Origin of the sequence: Paenibacillus sp. FSL P2-0121, assembly GCF_037975345.1 — a bacterium.
GTDB classification, from domain to species: Bacteria; Bacillota; Bacilli; order Paenibacillales; family Paenibacillaceae; genus Paenibacillus_AQ; species Paenibacillus_AQ odorifer.
On record NZ_CP150245.1, the window covers coordinates 6421660 to 6441339 of the forward strand.

The window sequence follows — 19680 nt, forward strand, 5'->3', positions numbered from 1 at the left end:
CCGCTTGGACGTTAGCGCACTAACTAAAGACAGGTACATGCAACTGTCATAAACGTTGCATGGTGCTGTCCCTGCGGGATACGCATAAGTGCCAAGTTCATTGCATGGTGCTGTCCCTGTGGGATACGCATAAATGCCAAGTTCATTGCATGGTGCTTTCCCTGTGGGATACGCATAAGTGCCGAGTTCATTGCATGGTGCTGTCCCTGCGGATACGCATAAGTGTCATAAACATCGCGGGATACGCGACCCTCTATTGATTCAAAAAGAACGGTCTAGGACAGCACCGTTCAATACCTATTTTAAATATCGGTGATGCATTAATGGTTTGTTACTCAGCCCGAAGCTCCAGCAATGCGTCGCGTAGCTCTGCCGCGCGTTCGAATTGCAGGTTCTTGGCAGCGTCCTTCATTTCAGCTTCCAGACGCTGGATCAGACTTTGTTTTTCTTTCTTATTCATCTTGCCACCAACACCTGTGAGATAATCAGCTTTAGACTCAGCAACCTTCGTTGCCTCGATGATGTCACGCACTTTTTTATTAATGGTGGTTGGGGTGATGCCATGTTTCTCATTATGGGCAATCTGAATGGCGCGACGGCGCGATGTTTCACTCATCGCCTTCTCCATCGAATCAGTGATCCGATCACCATACATGATTACACGACCCTCAGAGTTACGAGCCGCACGGCCAATCGTCTGAATTAGTGAACGTTCGGAACGAAGGAACCCTTCTTTATCGGCATCGAGAATTGCAACTAAAGATACCTCCGGTAAGTCGAGACCTTCTCTCAGGAGGTTAATCCCTACCAGTACATGGAACGTACCGAGACGAAGATCCCGCAAGATCGCCATCCGTTCCAGCGTCTTGATGTCAGAGTGCATATAACGAACCTTAATCCCGATTTCCTTAAAGTAGTCTGTCAGATCCTCCGACATCTTCTTCGTCAAAGTGGTAACGAGTACACGTTCATCGCGTTCAACCCGGTCACGGATTTCGCTAATCAGATCATCAATCTGACCTTCTGTAGGACGGACCTCGATGATTGGATCCAATAGACCAGTCGGACGGATAATCTGCTGCACCATAGTTTCGCAGTGTTCCATTTCATAAGGTCCAGGTGTCGCGGAAACGTAAATGATCTGGTTTACTTTATCTTCGAACTCTTCGAACTGAAGCGGACGGTTATCCAGTGCAGAAGGCAGACGGAAACCATGCTCTACCAACACTGTTTTACGCGCCCGGTCACCGTTATACATCGCCCGAATTTGCGGAAGGGTAACATGGGATTCATCTACGACGATTAACATATCATCAGGAAAATAATCCATTAACGTATATGGAGTTGCTCCCGGTTCCCTGAAGGTTAGCGGCCCGGAATAGTTCTCGATCCCCGAACAGAAACCCACTTCCTTCATCATTTCAATGTCGTAACGTGTCCGTTGTTCCAAACGTTGCGCTTCCAGAAGCTTGCCTGCGTCACGAAGCACGGTCAGCCGCTCTTCCAGCTCCCGTTCAATATTGACTATTGCTACACGCATCGTTTCTTCCTTGGTAACAAAGTGAGAAGCCGGAAAAATGGCGACATGATCGCGTTCACCGATCAATTCGCCCGTTAAAACATCTATTTCAGTGATCCGCTCAATCTCATCCCCAAACAATTCAACACGAATCGCATGTTCACCCTGAGAGGCCGGGAAGATCTCAACCACATCACCACGTACACGGAATGTTCCGCGTACAAAATTGATATCATTGCGCTGGTATTGAATATCCACCAGTCTGCTCAGAATCTCATTGCGCGGTTTCTCCATCCCAACCCGCAAGGACAACAGCAAGCTTCCGTATTCCATTGGTGAACCGAGACCGTAAATACAAGACACACTCGCTACAATAATAACGTCACGCCGTTCGAACAAGGAGCTTGTCGCGGAGTGGCGAAGTTTATCAATCTCTTCGTTAATACTGGAATCTTTCTCAATATAAGTATCGGAGGAGGGAATATACGCCTCTGGTTGGTAATAGTCGTAGTAGCTGACGAAATAGTCTACCGAATTATTCGGGAAAAACTCCTTAAACTCACTTGCCAGCTGGGCAGCGAGTGTCTTGTTATGCGCAATAACCAGCGTGGGGCGATTTAATTTGGAAATAACTTGCGCGACAGTAAAGGTCTTCCCTGTACCTGTCGCTCCCAGCAGCGTCTGGTGCTTCTTACCCTGCCGGATGCCTTGTAGTAATTCATCTATGGCATGAGGCTGATCGCCCTGGGGTGTATACTCGGACTCCAATTCAAAAGTCTTCGTACTGACGACAATATCACTCATTTGCCCGTCTCCCCTCTATCGTCTAAACTAGATTAATATATTATAATTGTTGTCTGAATCTTCTCTCTCCATACGATAGTAAAAAATATGGAAGATAAGAATATGTGTTCCCGTTCATTATACAGTGTTGCTTAGATCGATGCAAACCATAATACACAGAAATGTTAGGAGCTTGAAGCATGGATATTACCGCAATAATCGGCCTAGTGGCCGGACTGGCTGCGCTAATCGGCGGCTACCTCTGGGAAGGCGGAAGCCTTTCCGGACTGCTGCAGCTTAATGCAGCTTTGATTGTATTTGGAGGTACGATTGCTGCCGTAATGATCAGCTTCCCGGCAGCTAAGCTACGCTCCATTCCCGCCGCTCTGCGCATGGCTTTTGGCCGCAATCCTGAACGTGATGAAGAGAAAGCAGAAGAGCTTATCGCAATGGCCACAGTGGCCCGCCGCGGCGGCGTTTTAATGCTCGAAAAACAAGCGGAACTGCATCCTGATCCTTTTACACGCGAAGGACTGTTGCTTATCGTCGATGGCACTGACCCTGAGCAGGTAAGACAGATTTTGGAATTGGAAATGGATGCGAAAGAATTGAAGTATGAAAGCTACGCCAAGATTTTTGAAGCCGCTGGCGGATATGCTCCAACGATGGGGATCATCGGTACAGTTATGGGACTTATTAGGGTACTGGGCAACCTTACGGACCCATCAAATCTAGGTACCTCTATCGCAGTAGCGTTCACTGCAACACTGTACGGAGTAGCCATCGCTAATCTAATATTTTTACCCATTGCTTCCAAAATCAAATCCCGCAGCCAAAGTGAGCTGCATAGCATGGAGATGCTGCTAGTAGGCATTCTTTCTCTACAGAACGGGGATCATCCGCTGCTGGTGCGTAAAAAACTGAACTCCTTCATTTCAGACACCACCACAGATGACCGTGCAGAAGCAAGAGGTTTTATATGAGACAAAGAGACCGGCGCAAACGGCGGGTAGAGAATCGAGAAAGCCGTGATCGTTGGATGATTACTTACGCTGATCTAATTACACTTTTACTTATATTTTTCGTTATATTGTATGCGATGAGCAGCCTGGACACTGACAAATATAATATCGTTACCGGCTCTTTATCCCAGACTTTCAAGTCGAGCAGCACTGTTCTTGAAGGCGGGGATGGTATTTTAGATGCTGGAAAGACCCCTGACAACAAACCAGAGAGTACAGATGGGAATGCGAACGCAACTGCAAAACCAAATGACGGTTCTGATGAACAAACGGAGAATGAAACACCTTCAGCACGGGAGTTGGCTTTTCGAGAACAAGAGGCGAAGCTTGCTGAGTTAATGGGTGTGATCACCCACTATGTGGAGGAGAATAATCTCGGTGAACAAATATTTGTAGCCGACAAACCGCAGGGCATAGAAATCACGCTCAGCGACCGTTTTCTTTTTGATGTGGGTAAAGCAGATGTGAAGTCACCAGCCCTTCCTGCTCTTCAGCAGTTGTCTGGCTTATTCAAAGATATCGGAGCAACGATCAGCATTGAAGGACATACGGATAATACACCAGTGTCATCAGCTTCACGTTATAACGACAATTGGGAGCTATCGGGTGCTCGTGCGCTTTCTGTGCTGCGCTTTTTCTTAGATAATGAAGGACTGAACCCGGACACTTTTCAATATGCAGGTTATGCCGATACCCGACCAACAGCAGATAATACTACGGTAGCAGGCAAACAGAAAAATCGACGCGTAGAGATCATTGTACTTCGACAGCTTCAAGAGGTGGAATAAAATATAGTTGCTTGCGCTCAGAGCTAAGTTCGGCGGCAGGGGCCTTTGCAATTACCACATTGAGCTTACAAGGGGCTTCATCCAATTTAATTAGGGAAAACCTCCCTGATTATTCACCTATTATCGTATCCAATCGCGGAATGAGGGAATTTCCCCCTGATTATTACTCTTTTTAGTCTGAAATAGTGGTTTTACCGAGATGATTAGGGAGGAATTTCCTAAAACCCTAACTCTCACGCTATAATCGTCTAAAATGAGGGAGGTTTTCCCTAATTCCATACTCCACTAGACCCTCAAACCACTCGATTGGGTTTACGAATACTCGCACAATCCACATAAGAAACACAAACAGAAAGTCCCCGAATCACAGAAACTTGCTGCTAAAAATATCACACTTGATCAGACTATTTTCCGTCCCCGATTTCCAATTATTCAGCAACTAACGCGCTATAACCAGCTGCATCTAACAGACCTTTTACAGCATCAGCATACTCTCCATCAACTTCAATCTCAAAAATCCAACCCCCGCCATACGGCTGATCATTGATAAGCTCCGGACTAGCTTCTAATCCATCATTCACCTTGGTAACCGTCCCAGAGACGGGCGAATACAACTCCGATACCGTCTTAACGGATTCGATACTGCCTACGCTGTCACCGGCCGAAATGGTCGATCCTACCTCAGGAAACTCAACAAATACGATGTCGCCTAATAAATGCTGAGCATGGTCCGTAATCCCAACACGTACTACTCGCCCTTCTACTTGCTGTGCCCATTCATGCTCTTCGCTGTAAAGAAGGTTGTCTAATACTTCACTCATTTCAAGCCGCCTCATTTCCAATTTGGAGTTCTAAATTTAGTTATAGCCTAAGTTATCCCGGCTCACAATGTCAATATTACTAACAGGAAATTTAAATTTGTCATTTTTTCGACGTTTTCTTGTTGACAGCGCCCGACTATACCCGTTTAATGGAGACATACAAGAAGAAATGACGTTGTCGTCTTTTTATAGACAATAACCGTTTCTCGAAGAAATATAATTGCGGATGATGGCATAGGGAGAGACTGTCTCACTTGAAGACGGCGCCGAAGGAGTAAGCCCTAACAGGGGTGAATCTCTCAGGCAAAAGGACCTTTGTCGGACGTATCTCTGGAGAGCATCAGACGCAAGGCTAGATGCGTCAGATCACCAACGGGGAAACCTGCAAGCTAGTTACGGCAGGGTAACTCTCAGGTACAAAGGACAGAGCAGAAAGCGATTTGTGCATTTATGCATGATTGCTTCTGCCTGTCCTTTTTTCGTATGTAATCAGATCAAGGGGAGTGACGACATGGATGCTTTGAGAAGAACACCTTTTTATGATCTCTATTCCGCTTATGCGGAGTCCAGGTGCATTGACTTCGGTGGCTGGGAGCTGCCAGTACAGTTTACAGGTATCGTGAAAGAGCACGAAGCCGTTCGCCAGCAGGCTGGGCTGTTCGATGTCTCGCATATGGGTGAATTCATGGTGATTGGGAGCGGTGCAGAAGACTTTTTGCAAAAAATGACAACCAATGATGTCAGCCGCCTCACAGATGGTGCGGCGCAATATACGCTGCTCTGTTATCCAAATGGCGGAGTTGTCGACGACCTACTCGTGTATCGCCTAAGCGAAGGGCATTATATGCTCGTCGTTAATGCCTCCAACATCGACAAAGACTTCCAATGGCTGCAAGAGCATTTGACCTCTGAATTCGGCGAAGTCACGCTCACTAATGTCTCTGACGAGACGCTTTTGCTCGCCTTGCAGGGTCCTCTGGCAGAGACCATTCTCGCGGAAGTTACTGATGCTCCTATTTCAGCACTCAAGCCTTTCCATTTCATCGAACGCGCTACCGTTTGCGGTGTAGAGGTACTTATCTCCCGTACGGGTTATACCGGTGAAGATGGCTTCGAGATCTACGCTCCGCAGGAAGGTGCAGAAACGTTATGGAACGGACTGCTTGCAGCAGGCGCGCCCCACGGATTAACACCTGCTGGACTGGGTGCACGGGATACCCTGCGTTTTGAGGCAAAATTACCACTGTACGGTCAGGAGCTATCTGCTGATATCACCCCGCTTGAAGCAGGAGTACAGTTCTTCGTGAAGCTGGACAAAATAGACTTTATCGGACGCGATGCACTAATACAGCAAAAAGAAGCTGGCATTCCCCGTCGCCTTGTCGGCCTAGAAATGATTGATCGAGGCATTCCACGCTCCCATTATCCTGTCTGGGCAGATGGGGTTAAGATTGGTGAGGTCACAACCGGAACACAGTCCCCTACGCTGAAACGTAACCTGGGGTTGGCTTTGATTGATACTGCTTACAGTGAAATAGGCACAGAGGTTTACGTAGAGATACGCGGTAAGCAGCTTAAGGCTGTAGTGATTAAGGCCCCTTTTTACAAGTATAAACGCCTTTAGCGTCCATATAAGGACGGTGAGCTTTTAAGCGAGAAATAGAAGGATAAAGTATAGCGTCAAAATTGTACTTTCTTATATTTTAAAAAAGCCAAGGAGTGAAACCTTAATGAAGCACCGTTATCTGCCCATGACAGAACAGGACCGCGTAGAGATGATGGAGGCCGTCGGGATTCAGTCTATAGATGAGCTGTTCTCCGATATTCCTGAAGCGGTACGTTACCAAGGCACTATGCCGATGTCTGAACCACTCGATGAATACGCCCTGCTGCGCCACATGAAAGGTTTGGCTGACCAAAATGCCGACTTTGATTCTCACGCCAGCTTCCTCGGTGCCGGATTATACGATCATCACATCCCTGTGGTCATCAACCATGTCATTTCCCGTTCTGAATTCTACACTGCCTACACTCCTTACCAACCGGAGATCAGCCAAGGTGAGCTGCAAGCGATCTTCGAATTCCAATCCTACATTTGCGAACTAACCGGTATGAAAGTTGCCAATGCCAGTATGTATGATGGTGCTACAGCTTTATCCGAAGCAGCGGTTCTCGCGGCTGGTGCTACCAAACGCAAAAAATTAATCGTCTCCCGTACCGTTCATCCTGAGGCTCGCCAAGTGCTACGTACTTCGGCTAATGCTTGGGGTCTGGAGGTGGTGGAGATTGACTATAAAGACGGTGTTACCGATCAAGCTAAGCTTGCTGAAGCTATCGATGGTGATACTGCCGCAGTACTGATGCAATCGCCTAACTTCTTCGGCAGCATTGAGGATCTTCGCTCGGTTGAGCCGCTGATTCACGCGGTTAAAGGTCTTCTTGTAGTCAGCGCCAACCCAATAGCTCTTGGTGTACTTGAAACTCCGGGCAAACTTGGAGCCGACATCGTAGTCGGTGATGCTCAGCCACTCGGTATTCCAGCTTCTCTCGGGGGTCCAACTTGCGGATTCTTTGCCGTAGCTGATCACCTGATGCGCCGCATGCCAGGCCGGATCGTTGGCCAAACGGTAGACCGTAATGGTAAACGTGGCTTCGTTCTTACACTTCAAGCGCGTGAACAGCATATTCGTCGTGAAAAAGCGACATCGAATATCTGCTCCAATCAGGCACTGCTGGCTCTCTGCGCATCCGTCTACTTGTCCGTTATGGGCAAAGAAGGCATGCGTGAAGTAGGCGAACTAAATATTCGCAAAAGCCATTACGCTGCTAATAAACTTAGCGGACTAACAGGTGCTGAACTTGCCTTCTCCTCCCCATTCTTTAACGAATTTGTTGTGAAGCTTCCTGAAGGCAGCAGCGTGACCGCTATTAATTCTAAGCTGCTGAAGGACGGTTATCTCGGCGGTTATGATCTGGGTCGTGATTATCCTGAACTTGCTGGACATATGCTGGTTGCCGTAACGGAAAAAAGAAGCAAAACCGAAATCGACCAATTCGCTAGCGCACTGGAGGGCTGTTTATGAAACCGGAGCAAAGTCTAATTTTTGAATTAAGCCGTCCCGGCCGTTCGGCCTATTCTTTGCCACTATGCGATGTGCCACAGGAAGAAACCTTGGAGTCCCTGATTCCATCAGGTTTACTCCGTAGCGAACCCGTCGTACTTCCAGAAGTATCGGAAGTGGATGTCATTCGCCACTACACTTCTCTTTCACGTCGTAACTTTGGTGTAGACAATGGCTTCTATCCACTCGGTTCATGCACGATGAAATACAATCCGAAGATTAACGAAGATGTTGCCCGCTTCTCCGGCTTCGCCAAAATTCATCCCTACCAACCGGAAGAAAGTATTCAAGGCGCACTGGAATTAATGTATACCCTGCAAAATGATCTGTCCGCGCTGACGGGCATGGATGCAGTATCTTTACAACCTGCCGCAGGTGCGCATGGTGAATGGACCGGCCTCATGATGATCCGCGCCTACCATGAAAGTCGCGGCGAGACGCGTACTAAGGTTATCGTGCCGGATTCCTCGCACGGAACCAATCCTGCTAGTGCCTCAGCAGCAGGACTTGAAACGATCACGATCCCTTCCACAGATAAAGGAATGGTCGATCTTGAAGCACTGAAAGCAGCCGTCGGTAGCGACACAGCCGCACTAATGCTAACTAACCCAAGCACACTCGGCTTGTTCGAAACCCAAATCGTCGAGATTGCTGAGATCGTGCATGAAGCAGGCGGCCTACTCTATTACGATGGAGCCAACTCCAATGCCATTATGGGCATTACCCGACCTGGCGACATGGGCTTTGACGTTGTGCATCTGAACTTGCATAAGACAATGAGCACCCCACATGGCGGTGGCGGCCCTGGGGCCGGACCAGTCGGCGTAAAATCCATCTTGATTCCATTCCTACCACAACCTACTGTGGTGAAGAGTGAAGATAGCAGCTTCTCACTCGACTTCGGCGGACCCGAATCCATTGGACGCGTGAAAGCTTTTTACGGAAACTTTGGTATTCTGGTTCGTGCCTATGCCTACATTCGCACCTATGGTCCAGACGGACTACGTGAGGTATCCGAAAATGCCGTGCTGAATGCGAACTATATGATGCACCGTCTGGCGCCGTATTTTGAAATCCCATATCCGGGTGTATGTAAGCATGAATTCGTTATGTCCGGCAAAAACCTCAAGCAATATGGCGTGCGCACCTTAGACGTTGCTAAACGATTGCTCGACTTCGGCTACCACCCGCCAACCGTGTACTTCCCTCTGACCGTTGAGGAATGCATGATGATCGAGCCGACGGAAACCGAAAGTAAAGAAACGCTAGACGGCTTCATCGATACGATGATTCAGATCGTTAAAGAAGCGCAGGAGACACCGGAAATCGTAATCAACGCACCGCATACCACAGAGATTAGCCGTTTGGATGAGACACAGGCTGCGCGTAAGCCGGTTTTGAATTGTTCTTGCGGTTAATATTTCAATAATAAATCGAGTAGGAGGGGGCGGCGAGCCCCCGGCCTCTCACACCACCGTACGTACCGTTCGGTATACGGCGGTATTCCGTAAGGAGTTGTATCTGTCCAATACACTCTTTAATCCATTGGATTCCCAATATTGGTTATTCAATGCACGTTGCAGAATTGGACTCCCTGCAATTCGCCAATACCCTTTCCGAGTATTTCCCCACTCAAAAGGCTTATATCCTTAGGCACGCCTAAGGATATAAGCCTTTTGACTTTGGTTCTCGGGCTCTTCCATTGCTTCCAGAGACACATTCGCAATCTCCTTCGAATCCACATATCCATCGCTTTAAAGGCACTTGGCGTATCCGCCAGCGAGAAATATCCGTGCCATCCCATCAAGTATCGATTGAGCTCCTGGATTCGCTCTTCCGTTCGCATCGCTTTCTTCCGGGACGTTATCTCCCGAATTCGAGCCTTCGCTTTCTGCAAGGACTGTTTTGCTATCCTCACCTTGGGCTCTTTATCGCTACTAAAGCAAAACCCAAGAAATTTCCGTCTCCATGGGCGGTCCACCGCACTCTTCGCTTGGTTCACCTTTAGTTTTAGTCTTGTCTCAATGAATCTGGTGACGGATGCCTTCACTCGCTCTCCTGCTCTTAGTGTTTTCACATAGATGTTACAGTCGTCCGCATAACGGACGAAGCGGTGTCCACTTTTCTCGAGTTCCTTGTCGAGCTCGTCCAAAACGATGTTAGATAACAACGGACTGAGTGGACCACCTTGCGGTGTCCCTTCTGTTGTCGTATTTACTAGCCCGTTCTCCATCACACCTGACTGAGGATATTTACGAATCAGCAGGAGAACTTTCTTGTCCTTCACTTTAGCCGAAATCTTCATCATCAGTCGGTCATGGTTGACGCGATCAAAGAATTTCTCCAAGTCTAGATCGACTACGAATCGATATCCCTCTTTCATGAATGCTCTGGCTTTCCTTACCGCATCATGCCCTTGTCTTTTCGGACGAAATCCATAACTATCGGCTGGGCGCACTAAATAAAGGAGACCACTTAACACGTGGTCTCCTTTTCTCATATTAAAAAATGCTATTTTACATACAGAAGTTCTGGATTATGTACGGGATTAAATGAAAGTTTCTTAGTGAACTGCCAACGGTCAGTTACATTCATTTTGTTATATATGCTCTTCACTACATTTCTAACTGTACCTTCACTAATTCCCAACTCGTTAGAAATACGCAATGCACTTTTTTCACATAACCACATTTGAGCCACCTCTTTTTCTCGGGCAGTCAAGTTGAATTGTTCAAAACTAAACTCTAGTCTAAGTAACTGCATCTCAGGGTTACTCCACATCCATTTCTCGGTAACGTTTTCAGCTATCTGTTGCATAAATGGAATAGCAAATTCGATTTGCAGTCCTTTGTAGAAAGAAATATCTACATAGCCTCTTATAACACCATCTGAGTAGAGAGGAGAACATACACAGTTCCAATTAGAAAATATAGAATTCGTATGTTCGCTCCCTTTAACTACTCCAATAGAATTCATTTCCATAGAAAGTGAAACACCATTTAGCCCGAAATCCTGTTTGGCAAAACTCTTCCCAACTCTTATTCCTGCCTTATCAAATTCTTCTTTTATATGTACTGAAGAGAAATACAGATCGAGAATTCCCCCCATATCATCTGTTAGAAAAGCCGCAAAATCTACAGATATATACTTACTAATTTTAATCATCTCGTTATGTAGGGAAAGAATCATTGCCTCGTGATAAATAGATTCCTGGCCAATCTCCTCAAAAGAGTGCGCACTCGTTCTTTGTGGGGCCTTTGAACTTTTGACTTTACCCAATGAAGAGATAGAATCCATTTGTTCCTTCTTTAGATCTTCAGCTGAACACCAAAGTTTTGTCTGATCGTATGTTACTGTCAATTCCAACTCCTCCTGATTTCCATCATTTATAATGTAAAATGATACCATTATATATTTAAACATTGAAGATTCAACCAACTATTAACATATTTATTCATATTAGTAAATATCCAATGGGGGATATTTTCAAACTTTGTTATAAAGACCATAATTACATTTGTAGAACTTAAATAACCGCTAGATGCCCCATTTATTATTAATAATTATCCTTACACTCTCTTCTATTCAATGTGCCTTAAGTCATAGAAAAAAGAAACCTCTAAGGAGATAACACAGTGGAATTGTATAAAATTAATGAAAAACAAACATTCCAGTATTTTAATTTAGTCTCATATCGCAACACTATTCCTTCCAGTTTTTTACATCATAAACTAAACGAATTTATCCTTTCACTAAACAACTATAACCTCCAAAAGAATGGTCCTTTAATCACTTCTACTCATTCTGTATCCCGAAATAATGGCATAGAGATGGTGGATTTTGAGATTATGGTACCAGTAAAAGGAGAAATTAAAAAAAATCCCCCTTTTATATATAAGCAAGAATTCAAGTTAATAAATGCAATTTGCTTGATGTATGAAGGTAAAATGAATGGCATCAATTCTGCTTATGAATTTTTAGTCAAATATATCTCTCAAAACAATCTACATCAAATAACATCCGCATATAATATAAACTTATCTGAAGGTACTAGTGAAAATATAAAAATAGATATTTGTATTGGCATCAATCCTAGTCTTCTTTAACTAGTCAAAACTCGTCTATCTCGAAAGGAGGTGAATAGAATGGAACTGAGTCTTAATAGTCAATTTTCAACATTGTCCAACATTGAAACGATGGAGATTTCCGGAGGTATAAATTGGGATAATGTTGCTTATGGAGTCTTGGGAATGGTAACCGTGGTAGCCGCTGTTACCACAGCACCAGTAACGATTCCTACTGCGATTATGGCAGTGGGTGGATCAATAGTATCTGGATATCTTACTGGTAGCGGACTAAAACATTAAATATCTGTTATAAGGAGTGAGGAATTAAATGCTTTCATATGCCCCTAGTTTTTCAGAACTTACACTTGAAGATAGTATCAATATTGATGGTGGCGTTGATTGGGCCAAGGTAGGTGCAGGAGTGTTAGGTATGGTTACAATCATGTCTGCTGTTGCTGCCGCACCAGTAACAGCCACAGCCGCAGTTGTCTACATAAGTGGTACAGTGGCTGCCGGATATTTAGTGGGTACTTCATTCTAAATTTTGATGGAGACATTCATCTTCAGATGGATATGTCTCCATCTTTTCTTCTATAAAAGAAGAGAATAATCATAAATAGATTGCGAGTGATTTTTTTGAAAATAGATAAATTAATATCGTATCTAATTAGAATAGACATTACTTTAGGGCTAGTAATATCATTCTTATTAATTGTAAGACCTAATATAATCCTCCCATCCCAATGGTTTATAATGAATTTCTTAATTTTTCTAACAGGTATATATATATATAAGAAAAATAAAAACAAGACATTTATAGCAGTTTTTATTTATGCTTTCATCTATTTTTCTTTAGTCATATTAGATATGTTAACTTCAAAAGGTATTATTCGAAGTGACAATAGATCTGGAGATATTTTATTAAGCGTAGGATTAGTGGCGTTAGGCCTGATCGGATTTTTCATTGCATTTTACATGAGCAACAAAGATAAATGATTCATTGTATAGCACAGGTCACAATATAAAATCATCATTTAATAATTGCTTTTCGGAGGATTATATGGCATTCACTAAATACCAATGTGTCAAACAACAAGATATTAAAGACTGCGGGGCTGCCTGTCTCGCCACTATAAGTAAAAACTATGGTCTCAACTATCCTATAACTAAAATTCGCGAGATGTCGGGAACCGATAAAATGGGTACCAGCGCCTATGGCCTTGTTAAAGCTGCTGAAAAATTAGGATTCACTGCCAAGGCTGTAAAAGGGACTCACGAGGCATTCTTCGAAGATTTCCCCCTTCCGGCTATTGCTCATGTGGTCATAGACCAAACTTTATTGCATTACGTTGTTATTCATAAAATCACAAAAAAAACAGTTGTCGTTTCGGATCCTGCGAAGGGCATTGTTAAATATACACCAGAAGACTTCTTTAAAATCTGGACCGGTGTTCTCATATTAATGGTTCCTACCCCTCAGTTCAAAAAGGGCGGTGAGTCCAAGGGTTTATTCACTCGTTTTTTTGGTTTACTTATTCCTCAGAGAAGAATGCTACTAGGAATTTTTTTGACATCCATGCTCTATACAATATTAGGTATATTATCAGCCTTTTATTTTCAATTTCTGCTAGATGAGATTCTTCCTTTTGGCTTAAAGAAGACTCTGAATATAGTATCCATTGGAGTAATCATTCTATATCTATTCAAAGTTTTATTGAACGCTTTTCGTAGTCACATTCTACTAACATTGAGCCAAAAGCTTGATATTTCGCTAATTCTCGGCTATTACCATCATGTGTTGAAGCTACCCATGAACTTTTTTGGTACTCGCAAGACGGGGGAAATCATCTCAAGACTTATGGATGCCTCTAAGGTACGGGATGCCATCTCCAGCGCAACCCTCACCATCATGATCGATATTATCATGGTTATTGCGGGGGGAATCATTCTTTATTCGCAGAGTGCCCTTTTATTTGGTGTAACTGTGCTGCTGGTTCCTTTGTATCTAGCGTTAGTGTGGGGATTCCACAAGCCATTCGACCGGTTAAACCGTGAACAAATGGAGAAAAACGCCCAACTTACCTCCTACATCGTTGAATCCATAGACGGTATCGAGACGGTCAAAGCCTACCATGCGGAGTCTAAAGTTGGCTTTGAGACGGAACAGAAATTCATCACGTTTCTGAAATCCGTGTTCAGCTTTGGTATTTTCAATAATATACAAGGCTCGCTAAAAGGTGTGGTTCAGTTGCTTGGAGGTGTAGCCATCCTCTGGGTAGGTAGTAATCAAGTAATAAAAGGAAATATGACCATGGGTCAACTTATCACTTATAACTCATTACTTGCTTACTTCCTTGAACCTATTCAAAATCTCATCAATCTCCAGCCTACCCTGCAAACAGCTGTTGTAGCGGCGGACCGATTGGGGGAAATACTCGACTTAGAAGCGGAGAAGCTTGAGGATGAGGACAAGAAGATTCAACCCGCTTCATTAAAAGGTGATATTAGATTTGATCGTGTCAGCTTCAGATATGGTACACGTTCCCTTGTACTTCATGATATTGATTTGAGACTTAGACAGGGCGAGAAAGTCGCCTTTGTCGGTGAGAGCGGCTCGGGTAAAACCACCCTGATCAAATTGATCATGCAATTTTACCAACATGAAAAAGGCGATATCTTAATTAACAACTACAATATTAAAGATATTCATTTAGATAGCTTGAGACAGCGAATCGCATATATATCACAGGATACTTTCTTTTTTAGCGGAACAATCCGGGAAAATTTATGTCTGGGTGTCAATCAGGATACGGATCTGGAACAAATTGTTTCGGCCTGCCAGACCGCACAGGCACACGAATTCATTAATCAGCTTCCACTCCGCTACAACACTTTGTTAGAAGAAAATGCTACTAACCTTTCCGGGGGACAGAAGCAGCGACTAGCTATCGCCAGGGCAGTTCTTAAACAGCCCGATATTCTTATAATGGATGAAGCCACTAGTAATCTGGATTCTACAACGGAGAAGGCTGTATCGGAGACGATTAATGCTTTTGAAGACATGACTACGATTATTATCGCTCACCGGTTGAGTACAATCATGCGTTGTGATCGGATTTATGTCATGGATCAAGGACGGATTATTGAGCATGGAACTCATCAGGAGCTTCTGGATTACCGTGAAAAGTACTATGAATTGTGGAAAGATCAACTCCCTGGAGTTGAACAAAAACAAGAACATAACCATCAATATGCCGCAGGAGTAGGCGAGGTGTCTCTTGTATGAGCGCACAAATACATAACTTATCAGAAATGACAGATAGCAGAGAAATCATGGAATCCAAGACCAGTCCTGTGATTTCCATTTTCATACTTATCTTATTCATTCTATTGGGGGCTGCGTTAGTCTGGTCCTATTTTGGCCAGATCGATGAAGTTGCCAAAGCCTCTGCTGTAGTTAGACCCAATGAAAAAGTCAGTACCATTCAGACTTCATCTATGGGAAAAGTGGAACAGGTATATGTCCATGAAGGGATGCAAATTAAGCAGGGCGAGCAGTTAATTTCCTTTGAGCATAAAGAACTTGATATAGAATTATCCAATCGTAATTCAGAAATCAATAAGCTCACTAAGAAACTGCACTATCTCGGGCTGTATAAACAAAGCATTAGCAATTTAGATAATCAGTTTTCTTCTGAACGTGCAGATGAGGGTTACTATTATGACATGGTAGAACAATTTCTCCTTGAATACAGCCAGCAGCAGCAGACCTTTCAAGGAACCCAGGATCAGCTTACAGCTGCCATTCACGAGAATATAGGCTTGCAAGATTCTGCTACCTTTAGTGCCGAATCTAGTTCGGATAAATCTCTTCAGAATAAAATTGAATTGGAACGAAAAAAGAAACTGCTAAATGTTGAAATTGCAAACGAGAAATTGCTTGTGCAATCCATCAAAGAGAATCAAAATCTTCTTCCAATTGAAGATACCAAACGGACGGAACAATATAATACATACCAAATTAAATATGTCCAACTGTCTAAACAATCTGCTGAGAAAAAAGAAATCTACAATCGTTCGCTCAGCTTGGGGGACCGCCTTGTGCCTCAATCCCAGATTACAGATGAACAGCATCAATATGAAAGTTCATATTTGCAAATCAACCAATTCCAAACCGAAGCCGTGCTCAGCTCAGAAAGCAATATCACCAATTACAATCAGCAATTGGTTGAGATAGAGGTCAGCCTCGATTTGCTAAAAAATGGGCACGATCCATCAGTTTCAGAACGAAAAACTTTAGAAATGCAAAAGAAACAGCTGGCTGAGCAGCAAAATGATCTACTGAATCAAGAGAAACTTAACCGTTCATCTGAAGCAACCTCATTGAAAAAACTGAAACTTGACCGTATTGTACAGATTCATTCAGCAATAGAAGAAAATAAAAGAACCTTAATTACGCTGCAAGAGGCTGTTAAGGGACTTGAGCTTGAACGAGACAAAAGACTGCTCATAGCACCAATTTCCGGGACCATTAATATTTTAAAAGAAACCAGCATCGGGGACATGGTACAATCCGGCGAAGCCTTGATCTCCATTATACCTAGCAACGAGTCAAAATATAAAATGAGCATCGCTGTACCTAATGCTGAAGCAGGAAAAATAGCGATTGGCAATAAAGTTGATTTCAGCTTTTCAGCCTTTCCTAAACAAAATTTTGGTTCCCAAAAAGGTACGATTACATCTATCAGCACAGATTCAATTATTCAGCAAGACGGTCTAAGCTACTATCTGGTGGAGGCAACGATATCCAATGACCCACTTGTTAATCGCAGAGGTGAACGTGGAGAGCTTCGTGTAGGGATGATAGCGCAAGCCTCTGTTATTACCGACTCCAAGAAGATCATTGATTTTGTTCTTGAAAAAATCAACTTAAAGGAATAGTGAGGTTGCCAGCTAAATGTTAAAGAAATCAGCTCTCTTGATACTCTCCTTCTTATTACTCCTATTGCCGCATTCCATTACAGTTTATGCTGATACGCAGGTATCCAGCGCAATAAAATCGCTTTCCATGGAAGAAGCAATCCAGCTAGCATTAACTAACTATGTAGATATCAAGCTCTCACAATGGAATATTGCAGAAACGGATTCCAAATTTTCATATGTATCATCTGAAGAGAAAAAGTTGAAGCAAAAAAATGTAGTCACAACCAGCGGGCTGCTGCCAGTAAATCCTGATATTTTTATCAATAGTATTCCTGGTTACGCTGATTTAAGTGAAGAAGAACAGGCAGGGGTCAATCAATCCATTCTCATTCAAATTATGATTAACACATCTCTGAATCAATGGGTTAGCGCTCAGAATGAAAGCCAAAACAGTTACAATCAAGAGACTAAAACAGCGCAGCTTAAGGAATTTCGTGACCAGTTACGCACATTAGAAACAGATAAAGTAATTAATCAGTTACGACTTCAAAAAACAGAAGCCCTCATCCGCTACTATGCTGTGCAGAAATATTATCAACTCTCTTCTCTAAAAAAAACGATTGAATATGACAAACAAGAAAGCCAATATTGGTTTCAACAGTCTGAGGATACCTTGCGGTCCTATGAGCATGGTCTTCTGTCTAAGAGAAGTTTGGACGATTTTAATCGTAAAAACATAGTACAAAAATCTATTTTTGAACGTAACCTTCGAAGTTATGAAGCTCAGTTAGAACAATTTAAGCTTGAGTTAGGATTATCATCCTATTCAGAAGTCCTTCTAGATGATGTCATTTCCAGTACACCAGAGCCTGTGAATTGTAATACAGTAATTAGCCTCTCTAGTAATTATGATTTACGCGAAGAAGATGCACGTATCACACTCGCCAAAGATAATCTTGACGCAGCTAAAGCTTCCGATGCTGAACTCATCACTTATTATTCAGTCCTATGGTCTAGCCAGATTGCACACAAAAATATAGTACAACAACAACTCGAAGAAAAACTGGCTAGTTATAAGCCGGAAGCAAATGAAATTGATTTTGAATATTCAGAACTAAAAGAGCAGCAATTGGAACTCGTACGCGTCTCCCAGGATAATGATACTCTCCTAAATAGCGGGTTAATCTCAGCGGCTCAGGCAGATCAGGACAAGCTGGATTTACTAAACTTAAATCGGCAATTCGATAAGCAAAAAGTAAAGTACGGTTTATTCCAAGCAAAAGTTACTTTGGCTCTTAGTGGAGTTATCCTCTAATAACCATTAATTTATCATTCATAACCCAAAGGAGATATCACAAGATGAAAACCATATCTAGCCTAATCGCAGCAACTCTTCTTTCTACCGCTATCGCCTGGCCTGTCCATGCCGCAGAGAAGCCAATCTCCATTCAGATCAATCAGCAACAGCTCGCACTGAAGGGACAGGCTCCCTTCAATGATAATGGTACAATTGTCGTTCCTTTTCGCCCGGTTTTTGAAAAACTAGGACTTTCAATCGATTGGAATCAAACCACAGGTACCATAACGGGTACTAAGGAAGGGCTTACGATTACACTGCAACTAGGCAGCAAGCAGGCCAGCGTCAATGGTGTAATAACCCAACTTTCTGTTGCCCCTAAGCTCATCAATAATTCCACTTACATTCCGCTGCGCTTCGTTGGGGAGGCTACAGGTAATGAAGTCTCCTGGAATGCACACTCGAAGACAGTAACCATTACAGGCAAGACTAACCAGGTAAACCCGCAGGAAATCAATGCTTTTTTTGAAAAATACGTAACCTATACCAACAATGAGAATTATGAAGGGTTCATGAGCCTAATCGATAGCAAGTCTCCTCTTGTGATCATCGGGCCACAGATTAAGAGCCAAATGGAACAATACGATCTGACCACTTCACTTGATCAATTAGAGGTTATCAGCCTTCAACCCACAGAGGCTACGGTTCACACCGTTGAAACGACTACACACCTCAGCGGTCCATTCACCTTAGACAATACCTCTGAATATATTTATAGCTTAACGCGTACTGCCAGCACTGAAGACTGGAAAATCAACAACCTGCAGATTAAAGGCGTACAATATATACTCCCAGATAAACTGCTGAACGCTAAGCCAGCTGTGACGAAGTCGGATGAAACGGATATATTAGCTGTGCTTAAGAGCAACTTGGACTATACCAATGCAGAGAATATTCAAGGTGTGCTATCTACTATTGATCCTGAGTCCCCTGCTCTCGAACAAACCAAACAGCTCTTCAGCCAAATTTTCACAGTCTATGATCTAAAGTTCACTCTGGAATCTGCCAAAATCATTCATTATACCCAGGATACCGCAGCCGTATATATGGTTCAGACGAGCATCAAGCTTAAGGGTCCTGAGTTTCAGGATAACCGCTCCACCTCTGTCACAACGCTGAAGAAATCCAAAGCAGGCAAATGGATGCTGGATCAGACCTATCCGATTAGTGTAGACAAGTTAACTCCATAATTATAAGGATTTGTAACAAAACAAAAAAACGGCAAGCCCCATTAACCCGGAGGCTTGCCGTTTGCTTATCTAAAGCGCCGGAGCTCAA

15 protein-coding genes, 1 pseudogene and 1 riboswitch are annotated in these 19680 nt (G+C 43.5%); of the genes and pseudogenes, 12 read left to right on the plus strand and 4 right to left on the minus strand.

The window, feature by feature from the left end:
- Positions 1 to 331: 331 nt before the first annotated feature.
- A complete protein-coding gene (uvrB, locus tag MKY54_RS28440) occupies positions 332 to 2323 on the minus strand; it encodes an excinuclease ABC subunit UvrB (protein ID WP_036678623.1) in 1992 nt (663 codons plus the stop codon).
- 179 nt (positions 2324 to 2502) lie between these two features.
- On the opposite strand from uvrB, the gene MKY54_RS28445 reads away from it, so the two are divergent.
- Both MKY54_RS28445 and MKY54_RS28450 read left to right on the plus strand, forming a co-directional pair.
- Entirely contained in the window at positions 2503 to 3285 is a 783-nt protein-coding gene (locus MKY54_RS28445; RefSeq protein WP_339188666.1) for a flagellar motor protein, read from the plus strand.
- Positions 3282 to 4112, plus strand: a complete 831-nt coding sequence (locus MKY54_RS28450) for a flagellar motor protein MotB (RefSeq protein WP_038573513.1) — start codon at positions 3282 to 3284, stop codon at positions 4110 to 4112. Before MKY54_RS28445 ends, MKY54_RS28450 begins: the two co-directional genes overlap by 4 nt.
- A gap of 428 nt (positions 4113 to 4540) precedes the next feature.
- Here MKY54_RS28450 and gcvH read toward each other — a convergent pair whose 3' ends face one another.
- A complete protein-coding gene (gene gcvH, locus MKY54_RS28455; RefSeq protein WP_036678614.1) occupies positions 4541 to 4933 on the minus strand; it encodes a glycine cleavage system protein GcvH in 393 nt (130 codons plus the stop codon).
- 226 nt (positions 4934 to 5159) lie between these two features.
- Positions 5160 to 5258, plus strand: a riboswitch (glycine riboswitch).
- Positions 5259 to 5444: 186 nt separating this feature from the next.
- Here gcvH and gcvT point away from each other — a divergent pair.
- From gcvT to gcvPB, 3 genes are all read left to right on the plus strand, one after another.
- A complete protein-coding gene (gene gcvT, locus MKY54_RS28460) occupies positions 5445 to 6557 on the plus strand; it encodes a glycine cleavage system aminomethyltransferase GcvT (RefSeq protein ID WP_339188669.1) in 1113 nt (370 codons plus the stop codon).
- A gap of 106 nt (positions 6558 to 6663) precedes the next feature.
- Positions 6664 to 8016, plus strand: coding sequence for an aminomethyl-transferring glycine dehydrogenase subunit GcvPA (gene gcvPA / locus MKY54_RS28465; RefSeq protein WP_076279169.1), 1353 nt, complete (start codon positions 6664 to 6666; stop codon positions 8014 to 8016).
- Positions 8013 to 9473 carry an aminomethyl-transferring glycine dehydrogenase subunit GcvPB gene (gene gcvPB / locus MKY54_RS28470; RefSeq protein ID WP_076182165.1) on the plus strand — a complete coding sequence of 487 codons (1461 nt, stop codon included), beginning with the start codon at positions 8013 to 8015 and terminating at the stop codon, positions 9471 to 9473. The genes gcvPA and gcvPB overlap by 4 nt, the downstream gene beginning before the upstream one ends.
- Positions 9474 to 9521: 48 nt before the next feature.
- Here the strand turns inward: gcvPB and MKY54_RS28475 are convergent.
- Together MKY54_RS28475 and MKY54_RS28480 are read right to left on the minus strand one after the other, a co-directional pair.
- Positions 9522 to 10498, minus strand: a pseudogene (locus tag MKY54_RS28475) (reverse transcriptase domain-containing protein); the annotation flags it as partial.
- Between the two features lie 68 nt (positions 10499 to 10566).
- Positions 10567 to 11415 carry a helix-turn-helix transcriptional regulator gene (locus MKY54_RS28480; protein WP_076220106.1) on the minus strand — a complete coding sequence of 283 codons (849 nt, stop codon included), beginning with the start codon at positions 11413 to 11415 and terminating at the stop codon, positions 10567 to 10569.
- Between the two features lie 275 nt (positions 11416 to 11690).
- Between MKY54_RS28480 and MKY54_RS28485 the strand changes: the two genes are divergently transcribed.
- The 7 genes from MKY54_RS28485 to MKY54_RS28515 all read left to right on the plus strand — a co-directional run bounded on the left by MKY54_RS28485 (position 11691) and on the right by MKY54_RS28515 (position 19592).
- Complete coding sequence (locus tag MKY54_RS28485) at positions 11691 to 12161, plus strand: hypothetical protein (protein WP_339188674.1); 471 nt, start codon at positions 11691 to 11693, stop codon at positions 12159 to 12161.
- 39 nt (positions 12162 to 12200) lie between these two features.
- Positions 12201 to 12422, plus strand: a complete 222-nt coding sequence (locus tag MKY54_RS28490; RefSeq protein ID WP_076123799.1) for a hypothetical protein — start codon at positions 12201 to 12203, stop codon at positions 12420 to 12422.
- A 28-nt stretch (positions 12423 to 12450) separates the two neighbouring features.
- On the plus strand, positions 12451 to 12663 hold the full coding sequence (locus MKY54_RS28495) for a hypothetical protein (protein ID WP_076123801.1): 213 nt from the start codon (positions 12451 to 12453) through the stop codon (positions 12661 to 12663).
- A gap of 519 nt (positions 12664 to 13182) precedes the next feature.
- Positions 13183 to 15408: a peptidase domain-containing ABC transporter gene (locus MKY54_RS28500; RefSeq protein WP_339188677.1), complete on the plus strand. Its 2226-nt coding sequence runs from the start codon at positions 13183 to 13185 to the stop codon at positions 15406 to 15408.
- Positions 15405 to 17063 carry an HlyD family efflux transporter periplasmic adaptor subunit gene (locus tag MKY54_RS28505; RefSeq protein ID WP_076220104.1) on the plus strand — a complete coding sequence of 553 codons (1659 nt, stop codon included), beginning with the start codon at positions 15405 to 15407 and terminating at the stop codon, positions 17061 to 17063. Before MKY54_RS28500 ends, MKY54_RS28505 begins: the two co-directional genes overlap by 4 nt.
- Before the next feature lie 16 nt (positions 17064 to 17079).
- A complete protein-coding gene (locus tag MKY54_RS28510) occupies positions 17080 to 18360 on the plus strand; it encodes a hypothetical protein (protein WP_339188679.1) in 1281 nt (426 codons plus the stop codon).
- Between the two features lie 44 nt (positions 18361 to 18404).
- A complete protein-coding gene (locus MKY54_RS28515) occupies positions 18405 to 19592 on the plus strand; it encodes a copper amine oxidase N-terminal domain-containing protein (protein ID WP_076123809.1) in 1188 nt (395 codons plus the stop codon).
- Positions 19593 to 19680: the final 88 nt, after the last annotated feature.

Bases quoted from the DNA above. Each gene is read 5' to 3' on its own strand.
- gcvPA (WP_076279169.1), top strand. From the start codon at position 6,664: ATGAAGCACCGTTATCTGCCCATGACAGAACAGGACCGCGTAGAGATG.
- MKY54_RS28450 (WP_038573513.1), top strand. From the start codon at position 3,282: ATGAGACAAAGAGACCGGCGCAAACGGCGGGTAGAGAATCGAGAAAGC.
- MKY54_RS28490 (WP_076123799.1), top strand. From the start codon at position 12,201: ATGGAACTGAGTCTTAATAGTCAATTTTCAACATTGTCCAACATTGAA.
- MKY54_RS28445 (WP_339188666.1), top strand. From the start codon at position 2,503: ATGGATATTACCGCAATAATCGGCCTAGTGGCCGGACTGGCTGCGCTA.
- uvrB (WP_036678623.1), bottom strand. From the start codon at position 2,323: ATGAGTGATATTGTCGTCAGTACGAAGACTTTTGAATTGGAGTCCGAG.
- gcvT (WP_339188669.1), top strand. From the start codon at position 5,445: ATGGATGCTTTGAGAAGAACACCTTTTTATGATCTCTATTCCGCTTAT.
- MKY54_RS28500 (WP_339188677.1), top strand. From the start codon at position 13,183: ATGGCATTCACTAAATACCAATGTGTCAAACAACAAGATATTAAAGAC.
- MKY54_RS28505 (WP_076220104.1), top strand. From the start codon at position 15,405: ATGAGCGCACAAATACATAACTTATCAGAAATGACAGATAGCAGAGAA.
- gcvH (WP_036678614.1), bottom strand. From the start codon at position 4,933: ATGAGTGAAGTATTAGACAACCTTCTTTACAGCGAAGAGCATGAATGG.
- MKY54_RS28495 (WP_076123801.1), top strand. From the start codon at position 12,451: ATGCTTTCATATGCCCCTAGTTTTTCAGAACTTACACTTGAAGATAGT.
- MKY54_RS28510 (WP_339188679.1), top strand. From the start codon at position 17,080: ATGTTAAAGAAATCAGCTCTCTTGATACTCTCCTTCTTATTACTCCTA.
- MKY54_RS28515 (WP_076123809.1), top strand. From the start codon at position 18,405: ATGAAAACCATATCTAGCCTAATCGCAGCAACTCTTCTTTCTACCGCT.
- gcvPB (WP_076182165.1), top strand. From the start codon at position 8,013: ATGAAACCGGAGCAAAGTCTAATTTTTGAATTAAGCCGTCCCGGCCGT.